Origin of the sequence: Hungatella hominis, from assembly GCF_014288005.1 — a bacterium.
Classification (GTDB): Bacteria; Bacillota; Clostridia; order Lachnospirales; family Lachnospiraceae; genus Hungatella; species Hungatella effluvii.
On sequence record NZ_JACOPB010000034.1, the window covers coordinates 19,792 to 27,547 of the forward strand.

Genomic DNA, 7,756 nt, shown 5'->3' on the forward strand with positions numbered 1-7,756 from the left:
CTATCCTCCAGTTAACCAATCATCCTGCTTCTGAATCCAGTTCTCTTCCGGATTATAATTCCCTTCTTTTTTTGGTGCTATGTCATCTGTTCCGGAATCTCTCAGGTGCAGGCTCCTGACTCCTCGGATCTCGGCTGCAGCCATGGCATATACCTCACAATCAAGATAGTGGTTATCCGCATGAGAATGCTTTACGACCCACTTCATTTTCCGAGTGCCATTCGCAGATTTCTCCATGATTTTGTGTTCAGATGTAACCTGTTTGGCATATTCCGAATCACAACCATTGTATACCATCCAACTGCCAGTACCATTCTCACGTTTCATTCGTGAGGCAATAGAATCTTTGTATTGATCTCCATCGATAATAACCAATTGCATCCCATAAGCCTTTGAGTCCGTTTTATCTACTTTGCTGATTTTATATCGATCTCTCATAGGATTGCTTGCACCTTTACATGGCGCTGCCCATTCTGAATTGTCAATACAAAAATCATACGTGGCATCAGGCTGATATCCGGAATCAATTAATGCCAGGTTTACTATTAATTTCCTACCATCCTCCGTATCCCATTCAGAATTCATTACCTGCTCAATTTCCGAAAAGGAAAGCACTTGACCATGTGTTATATTCTGGCTTGTCGTAAATTTTCCAAATGCCCGAATCGTGTAGTACAAACTGGTCTCCTGTACATCAACTCCAGCGGTAAGCAACTCCGCCCAGGCCGGTATGACAAATTCCGGGAGTGTCGTCTGTCGTTCCAGTACAGTATCCTCTGTCGTTTTTAGCTTTGTGTCCTCCCATGCTTCACCCAGCCATGAGTTAACAAAGTTCTGAAGCTTATCCGGATCGTCTTTGGACTTTAGAAATTCCTCCACTATATCCGACCATTTCAGGAAAATACTGTAAAGCGAGCTGATCCAGTATCCAACTGTTTTTGCTTTTCCGACTCCCCGTTTTTTGATCACCTTCCACCGTCCCTCACGTAACAGGCGTGGTTTTTCACCGTCTGTAATCTCACAGCCACATTTTTGGCAGACATAAACTGCTGTTGCCGCCCGCTCTGCCACACTCATCCTATGATCTTCGTCTTTATCAAAAAAAATCTGCTTAAAGACCAACTCTATTTCTTCCCCGCAGTGTGGACATACAATGAAATAGTGTTTTACTTCATCTGCATTTTCGTGCAGATCCCAGATATAATTTGTTTTAAGAGTCGGCGTTGAACACGCAAAAACCTTTTCCTGTGGCTTATAGGTCTTTGTCCTTTCAAGAGCCAAATTATAAGGCGATGCCTCTTTTTTAGATGCACCGCCCATTTTATCAATCTCATCAAAGAACAAATATTTAATTGGTTTTGATGCCAGTTTGGAAGGTGATCCAGCACCACGCAAGTATAAAACCATGGTCTTAAATTTAAGTCGTAATTCCTTCGAGCTGTTTTCCATAAATATCTTTCGAATTTCCGGTACCATCCGAAATACCGGTTTTAAGCTATCATTAGAAATATCTTTTGCCAAATCATCTGATGGATAAACAATCATTGTCGGTGCTGGGCTCTCAGCAATAATATAGCAGAGCATATTGATTAGCGCAGAAGTGCCTCCAATCTGAGACGCTTTGCAAAAAAACGTCATTCGGATGTCTGAATCATTGATGCTATCCATAATCTCAACCAGATACGGAGTAATTGCATTCGACCAGTGCCCCTTGATATTACTGTTATCATCCAGTATCCGGTACTTTTCCGCCCACTGGCTTACAGTAAGCGTTTCCGGTTTTTGCAGTATTTTTTTGATAATCCGCTGAAATAGCCGTTTGGTTTTTATTCTCGATCGGCTTCTTTGGCTCATATCTCATCATCCTCGTCTTCATCATCCTCATCCTCGTACATTTCGTCATAGGTTCCTGCTTCCTGTCCATCAATATCATCCGGATCATATTCTGATAGTTCGTCGAGTGCTTCATAAATATCTTTTGTCAAAGTATCAATGATTTGGTTTACATCAGTTTCTCCGGCAATTTCCATAGCCATTTTGGTTGGCAGGGACAGAAGCCGGTTTTTAAACTGGATCAGCATATCTGACAGAAATGCCTCCACATCCGCCGCTTCATGCAACTCTCGTCTCAGCTTTCTCAATTTTAAAACTGATATCTGTCGTTTCACTTCCTCATGTTCCGCCTGGATTTTTTCTTTCGAGATTGATGCACTGCGTCCCAGTTCCGCATTTATTTTAAAATCTATGTATTCCTGTACACATTTTTCGATAGAGTAACCACGGGTTCCTGCGGCCTGCTGAAACATGCCATCCTGCCTTAGATTCCTGACTTGCCTGGTCGATATCCCCAAGCACTGTGCCAGTTCTTTTTGATTTACAATCATAACCTTGCCTCCTCAGTTTCCACACTCCTGTCAGCGGAAGGAAGTCACCTTAATTTTTTCACTTTATAGCCAAAAACACTGCGCCTTCCACGCCCCGCACCCCCGGCACCCCCCTCAGAAGTACCTTTAGTTTGAATTGTTTATCCTTTTCGAACATTTACGATATCTCGTACAATGAGCATAAGAAAAGGCCTCCGTCTCCGGAAGCCCTACTTTCATGCTACTATTATAACATATTGACTTGTCCTGTGAGTCCCAAATTTATTCTTTTTTCTTATCCATTAGCCAGTAAAACTTTTTTCTTCTTTCATAGTAAGTATTCTTACTGCAAGAGATATTCATGATCATCGACAGATATCTATATGTTATTCCCTCCTCTGTTACAGCTTTCATGATATATGGATATAACTCTACTCCACCTGCTGCCATGGCTGTCTCTTCAACCAGCTTACACTTCTTTTCTAACTCCATTCTCCTCAAAGCAAGTTCTTGTGTAGGGTTACCAGCCTCTCCTTCTCCCTTTGGCAATTCGCTGATTTCAATTGACTTAACTGTATCTGTTTTATATTTCAGTTCGTCCTTCCACTCCTTATACTGCAAACAAAAATTATATAGTTCTGAAAACCTGTGCTTTGTTATATTATACTTTGTTCTGTTTAATGGTCTTACATCTGGCAATACAATCCCTCCTGCTGCCTCAGTTTACTATTTTTTTTACCGCTTTCACTGTGTCATTATATGCATGGCAATACACCGGTGGAAATCCTTCCGGCGGCTCCATCTGATCTATGCTTTCCCGTACCTCCGCCTGCCACATATGCAGATATTCATTCTCAAGCCTTAGATTCAATATTTCGTTAGCTTGCTCCATTCGTTCTCGTTCTGCATCACCATCATTTGCCGCCATGCATAAACTTATCGTTAGTACAGCAATCGCCCCGCCGACAAACAAAGCTATAACTATACCACATAAAACGCCCATACTATTCTCCTTTCAAAATCTCGATTTAGTTGTGTAACGTTACGTATCGTTACACATAAAAAACATTTCCAGCGCCTTGCGGATCACCCAGGAGATGGAGCGGTCCTCACGCTGGCAATAGGCCATAAGCCGCCTAAACTGTCCCGGCTCTATGCTTATATCCTGCCGTATGTATTTTTCTCCTTCTGCTTTTCTCGGTCTTGCCATGCCGGCCGCTCCTTTCCCTGTGTATTACTCCGTAATATTTTCTTTATCTCGATTTAGTCATTTATCGGCCGCGGACAAGAAGAAGATAACAATACACATTTCTTGCTTTGTCCGCACCGATGGCTTGTGTCTTTGACACAGACTTTGTATTTTCTCAAATTATTCTGTTCCCTTTTCCACCTATTCATTTCCTGTATTTTCTCCTTTTTTTGATAGCGCTCTCTCCGCTTCTTCTCTGCTTAAAAACCACTTCTCCCCAAAAAGGAAATCAAAGAAGGAATAGTTTTGATGGTTTTCTCTGTCCATGCATATCATGTATAGCCCACCACCAGTGTATTTCCAGCCAATGCAGAAGCACTCAGATACTCTTCCTGCAAATGTGCCGTAAACTATATCTCCAACTTTACAAGGGAGTTTTACGATTAACTCGTCATCTTGCATATTGCTTATGACCTCGATAGCTCGCTGAACGCCGTTAGCCTCCATCTGGTCATGCTCTACACGCTGTATCTGATCGTAAAGCTCTTCCAGCTTTTCTATTATCATTTCTTTTTTCACTGCTCTACCTCCTGAATTTCCGGTTATGCCAGGCGGTTATTTCGTCAAGTTCAAATGTTTCCCCACACTTCGGGCAATAGGGAATCATTCCGGCTCTGGTTTCACGTTCCAGATTCCTTATGACTATCAGATGGGGCTTATATGCTGCTATCTCACGCCTCTGCTCAAGCAATGCCTCTACCTGATCGCTTAACGTCTCATAATGTTTCGCCACATTATATAGGGCTTCAAAGGGTTCCACAATGGCGCCGCAATCCTCACACTGGACAATTTTATTTACATAATCAATCTCGTAGTGTGGATTACTGCATTCACATAGTTTTCTTTTCCCGTACTCTACCTTCAACACATCAATGCGCTTTATTTTTTCTGGTAGATTCTCCATCTTTTTTGGCCTCCATTCGATCTCTGTCCGGACACCAGTATGGTGCATCACAACGCCCCACTTCATCGTTCCACTGTGAACAATATTTGCACATTTCTTCCATCTTGCTCCTCCTTTAAATGATCGTTTTCCCGTTCAATCAGAATCTCATTTTCCAGATTCCCGCCAGCAGTAAGAATATCTATCACAGTGACTAAAGCAATCGGCCTATATTTCTTTTTAGGATACTTTTGAAAAGTTCCTCCATCTGAGTTAATACCATATTGCTTGTAGTACTTTCTTGCCAATCTTTCATCCATAGGAAGCTTACTATTCGTAAGTTTTACAGTACCTCCCGCTGGATATTTAAAAATTATCTTCCACATAGATTTACCTCCAAAGCTTAATCTCCCAAGTTAGCCCGCTCTGCCTCTTCACGTGTCAAAAAAATACTTTTCCCTAACCTTGAAACCGGAGACGATCCGGATATTCCACACATTTCATATTCCATGTACAATTCATCTGGCTTACGCTCTTCTTCAAATTCTTCCTCGTCTTCTCCCATCATTCGTCCTATCCGGTAACCGATCACACGCTGCGGATGCCGCGGACAATCTGCTTCATACACAAACGCACCTATTTCTACTGGTAATTCTATTGTCTTTTTCATCTTATTCCCTTTCTCCGCTCCTGCGAAAAATACTAATTCTCCTCATTATGTGATGTGCAGTATTCGCACCGCTTGCACACCTCTATTGGCTCATCATTATTTGCGTGTCCAAATCCCATACACTTGCCATTACTATCACATCCAGGCTCCCCATAATGTTTAATATACTTACAATTATCTGGAGTTCTCTTTGACATCTTGCACCTCCATATGCTAATCTAACTCATCTTGTCGTCACCTTCCGAATCCAGCCACATTTCTTGCACAAATACGTCGTTACTGTCTTGTCTGGATACTCATTTTGTTTTACTATTTCAAAATCATGTATACAAAGACAATGTCGAATCCAATTAAACATGTATCACTTTCCTCCACTCCTCCGGAATTTTCAATCATGATTCCCCAAAATCAGGCAATTTCAAGCAATCACACATCTCTATAGTAACATCAGTTTTAAAAAATTCTTTTGAAATAACATAACTCTGAATTTCGTAAATCGTTCCCATAAAAAAGACCTTGTCTTTAAAATCCAGAGGAATCACCCCATATTTTTTTAGAATCCTATGTGCCAGTTTTAATAATAATTTCCGCAATCTCATCATCCTTTCCGGGTATCTTGAAAATGTTAATTTAAAACACTTCTATCATCTATAATCTGAAATTTTTTCGGAACACAAGAGTTACGCAAAATCGAACATTCAACTATATCTCTCAATGTTGTATTAAAAGCATAATCAAATATCACCTGGTCAGCTCTGACCCCCATCAAATATCGTGGGTCTGGGCGGATCACCTCATACAATGTTCCTCCGTGAGTTATAATCCTCTTTCGTGCCTTGTCATATTTCGTAATGGATTCTGTTTCCACCTTGCATATAGCATCAAGGATTCTATCTCCTCTTTGCATATTTTCTGGTATGATTAATATTTTTAACACCTCACACCTACTTCCTAAAATACTAATATTTAGTTTTCAATGTGCTCATAATATCGGATATGCAAATATCGTTTACCGGATCAACCTTCTGGCATCACACCCGGAATATCTGCAATACTCATCTGTCCCTGCGCCTCCCATGTGGTCCACGGTATCCCCACATAGTCCAGTACAGCCGCCATTCCCAAACCACCCTCGCACACTGGCTTCATGCAATAATCATATTGTTTAGGATACTCTGTCGCCATACGCTGGAATCTGTTAGGCTCCGGCTCCAAGTGCGCACCGAACGCGCAAAACATGCAGCCGGTCCGCTGCTCTCCGGTAAGATAATACTCTCCGCATGGGGTCTGTTTGATATCACCGTACACTGAGCATATTTCCAGATCGTTTTCCACGACATACCGCAGCACATCCTGTTTTGTCCAGAATCCCATAGGCTGGCTTTTAATGGTCTTGCCGTCGTAAACATTACAACCGGTATGCGCATATTGGTGCGCCCTTTTAAATCCTTCGTCCTGGGTGATCCCAATGTATGGATAACGTCCAGTTTCCCTTACAAACTTATCAAATGGCTTCTTTTTCATCATTTCACAACACTTGTCCGTGGTCTCAAACGGTGCATTAATCAGAAATTGCCACTTGTCCGCCAACTTTCCAAAACTTCCTCTTTCATCTCCATTCAAGAGATAATTTCTGTGCCTGTCCGACAAATTACCATGTCGTAGCTTATACACCTTTCTGGCTGTTTCCTTGCTTATGAGCGGATATCCATATGTAGTAATAACCTTACGGAATGTGATCCGCTTACCGTCTTTATCGACCGGATAAATTTCCCGAAATTCCCCACTGGCCTGCCGCGCAAACTTTACAATTTCAGGGAATTCTAATCCTGTGTTGGAAAATACCGCCGGCACATCGTTTCCGACGGTCTCCCGAATCAGATGTAACAGGACCCGGCTATCCAGTCCTCCAGAATAACTCAGGTATACCATTCCTCCCCAGTTATCATACCATTCACGGATTCGTGTTTTGGTAAGCTGAAGCTTTATTTCCCATGGTAGGTATTTCCTCTGGCCGAACTGCCAGTCATTAAGTTTTAAATCGTCCTCTTTAATAAACATTTTCTGCGAAAGGAACCCGGCGCGCCTGTTTTCCGGAAAGGTTCCGGCTCCTTTCTCTTAATCAGTTTTTAGTGTATAAGTTTTTTCCGGTCGGGACCTCTGCGGATCAAAGTATATTTCATCAACAAGCCCGCGCTGCCGCTTTCCGTCATAATACACTAACCTACGGCGTCCACTATCCCCCTCTACAATCTTTTCTACCTGAACAACTTTGTACCAATTGTGACTTTCTGTGCTCATATCCATCACAATCAATTTTCCCACCATATCCGTAATCTCGTTGAATGTTAATTCTCTTCCAAGGCAACATTCCTCGATCCAGTCCCCCGGCTGGAATTCCTTTGCCATGAAATCAAACAGGCTTATTTGTCCTTCCATATTTCCCACCCCCTTGTCCCTTCATACGGAAAATATCAGTTTTGTGGATTAAAGATACGCTGCATCTGGAGCAATCACGCCATCTTTTCCAATCACAAACGACTGATGATATTCCAGCTCCCGGATAACCGCCGTGATAGTTTCAAAAGCCG

12 protein-coding genes are annotated in these 7,756 nt (G+C 42.1%); all 12 read right to left on the reverse strand.

What is annotated here, in order from left to right; genetic code table 11:
• On the reverse strand, positions 1–1,854 hold the full coding sequence (locus H8S75_RS31390; protein WP_187024825.1) for a terminase gpA endonuclease subunit: 1,854 nt from the start codon (positions 1,852–1,854) through the stop codon (positions 1–3).
• Positions 1,851–2,384, reverse strand: coding sequence for a DNA-packaging protein (locus H8S75_RS31395; protein WP_187024826.1), 534 nt, complete (start codon positions 2,382–2,384; stop codon positions 1,851–1,853). The genes H8S75_RS31390 and H8S75_RS31395 overlap by 4 nt, the downstream gene beginning before the upstream one ends.
• A 261-nt stretch (positions 2,385–2,645) precedes the next feature.
• Positions 2,646–3,062, reverse strand: coding sequence for a hypothetical protein (locus H8S75_RS31400; protein WP_187024827.1), 417 nt, complete (start codon positions 3,060–3,062; stop codon positions 2,646–2,648).
• 19 nt (positions 3,063–3,081) lie between these two features.
• A complete protein-coding gene (locus H8S75_RS31405) occupies positions 3,082–3,366 on the reverse strand; it encodes a hypothetical protein (protein ID WP_187024828.1) in 285 nt (94 codons plus the stop codon).
• 39 nt (positions 3,367–3,405) lie between these two features.
• A complete protein-coding gene (locus H8S75_RS31410; protein WP_187024829.1) occupies positions 3,406–3,573 on the reverse strand; it encodes a hypothetical protein in 168 nt (55 codons plus the stop codon).
• Between the two features lie 180 nt (positions 3,574–3,753).
• The gene (locus H8S75_RS31415) at positions 3,754–4,131 is read right to left on the reverse strand and encodes a hypothetical protein (protein WP_187024830.1); all 378 of its coding nucleotides are present in this window, start codon (positions 4,129–4,131) and stop codon (positions 3,754–3,756) included.
• A gap of 4 nt (positions 4,132–4,135) precedes the next feature.
• Complete coding sequence (locus H8S75_RS31420) at positions 4,136–4,516, reverse strand: hypothetical protein (protein ID WP_187024831.1); 381 nt, start codon at positions 4,514–4,516, stop codon at positions 4,136–4,138.
• A 62-nt stretch (positions 4,517–4,578) separates the two neighbouring features.
• On the reverse strand, positions 4,579–4,881 hold the full coding sequence (locus H8S75_RS31425; protein WP_243270544.1) for a hypothetical protein: 303 nt from the start codon (positions 4,879–4,881) through the stop codon (positions 4,579–4,581).
• A 17-nt stretch (positions 4,882–4,898) separates the two neighbouring features.
• Positions 4,899–5,165, reverse strand: a complete 267-nt coding sequence (locus H8S75_RS31430) for a hypothetical protein (RefSeq protein ID WP_148510120.1) — start codon at positions 5,163–5,165, stop codon at positions 4,899–4,901.
• A 625-nt stretch (positions 5,166–5,790) separates the two neighbouring features.
• Complete coding sequence (locus H8S75_RS31435; protein ID WP_187024832.1) at positions 5,791–6,102, reverse strand: hypothetical protein; 312 nt, start codon at positions 6,100–6,102, stop codon at positions 5,791–5,793.
• An 80-nt stretch (positions 6,103–6,182) separates the two neighbouring features.
• The gene (locus H8S75_RS31440; RefSeq protein WP_187024833.1) at positions 6,183–7,226 is read right to left on the reverse strand and encodes a phosphoadenosine phosphosulfate reductase family protein; all 1,044 of its coding nucleotides are present in this window, start codon (positions 7,224–7,226) and stop codon (positions 6,183–6,185) included.
• Positions 7,227–7,283: 57 nt separating this feature from the next.
• Positions 7,284–7,604, reverse strand: a complete 321-nt coding sequence (locus H8S75_RS31445) for a hypothetical protein (RefSeq protein ID WP_006771085.1) — start codon at positions 7,602–7,604, stop codon at positions 7,284–7,286.
• Positions 7,605–7,756 lie beyond the last annotated feature (152 nt).

Bases quoted from the DNA above. Each gene is read 5' to 3' on its own strand.
- H8S75_RS31445 (WP_006771085.1), bottom strand. From the start codon at position 7,604: ATGGAAGGACAAATAAGCCTGTTTGATTTCATGGCAAAGGAATTCCAG.
- H8S75_RS31440 (WP_187024833.1), bottom strand. From the start codon at position 7,226: ATGTTTATTAAAGAGGACGATTTAAAACTTAATGACTGGCAGTTCGGC.
- H8S75_RS31430 (WP_148510120.1), bottom strand. From the start codon at position 5,165: ATGAAAAAGACAATAGAATTACCAGTAGAAATAGGTGCGTTTGTGTAT.
- H8S75_RS31410 (WP_187024829.1), bottom strand. From the start codon at position 3,573: ATGGCAAGACCGAGAAAAGCAGAAGGAGAAAAATACATACGGCAGGAT.
- H8S75_RS31395 (WP_187024826.1), bottom strand. From the start codon at position 2,384: ATGATTGTAAATCAAAAAGAACTGGCACAGTGCTTGGGGATATCGACC.
- H8S75_RS31405 (WP_187024828.1), bottom strand. From the start codon at position 3,366: ATGGGCGTTTTATGTGGTATAGTTATAGCTTTGTTTGTCGGCGGGGCG.
- H8S75_RS31390 (WP_187024825.1), bottom strand. From the start codon at position 1,854: ATGAGCCAAAGAAGCCGATCGAGAATAAAAACCAAACGGCTATTTCAG.
- H8S75_RS31425 (WP_243270544.1), bottom strand. From the start codon at position 4,881: ATGTGGAAGATAATTTTTAAATATCCAGCGGGAGGTACTGTAAAACTT.
- H8S75_RS31420 (WP_187024831.1), bottom strand. From the start codon at position 4,516: ATGGAGAATCTACCAGAAAAAATAAAGCGCATTGATGTGTTGAAGGTA.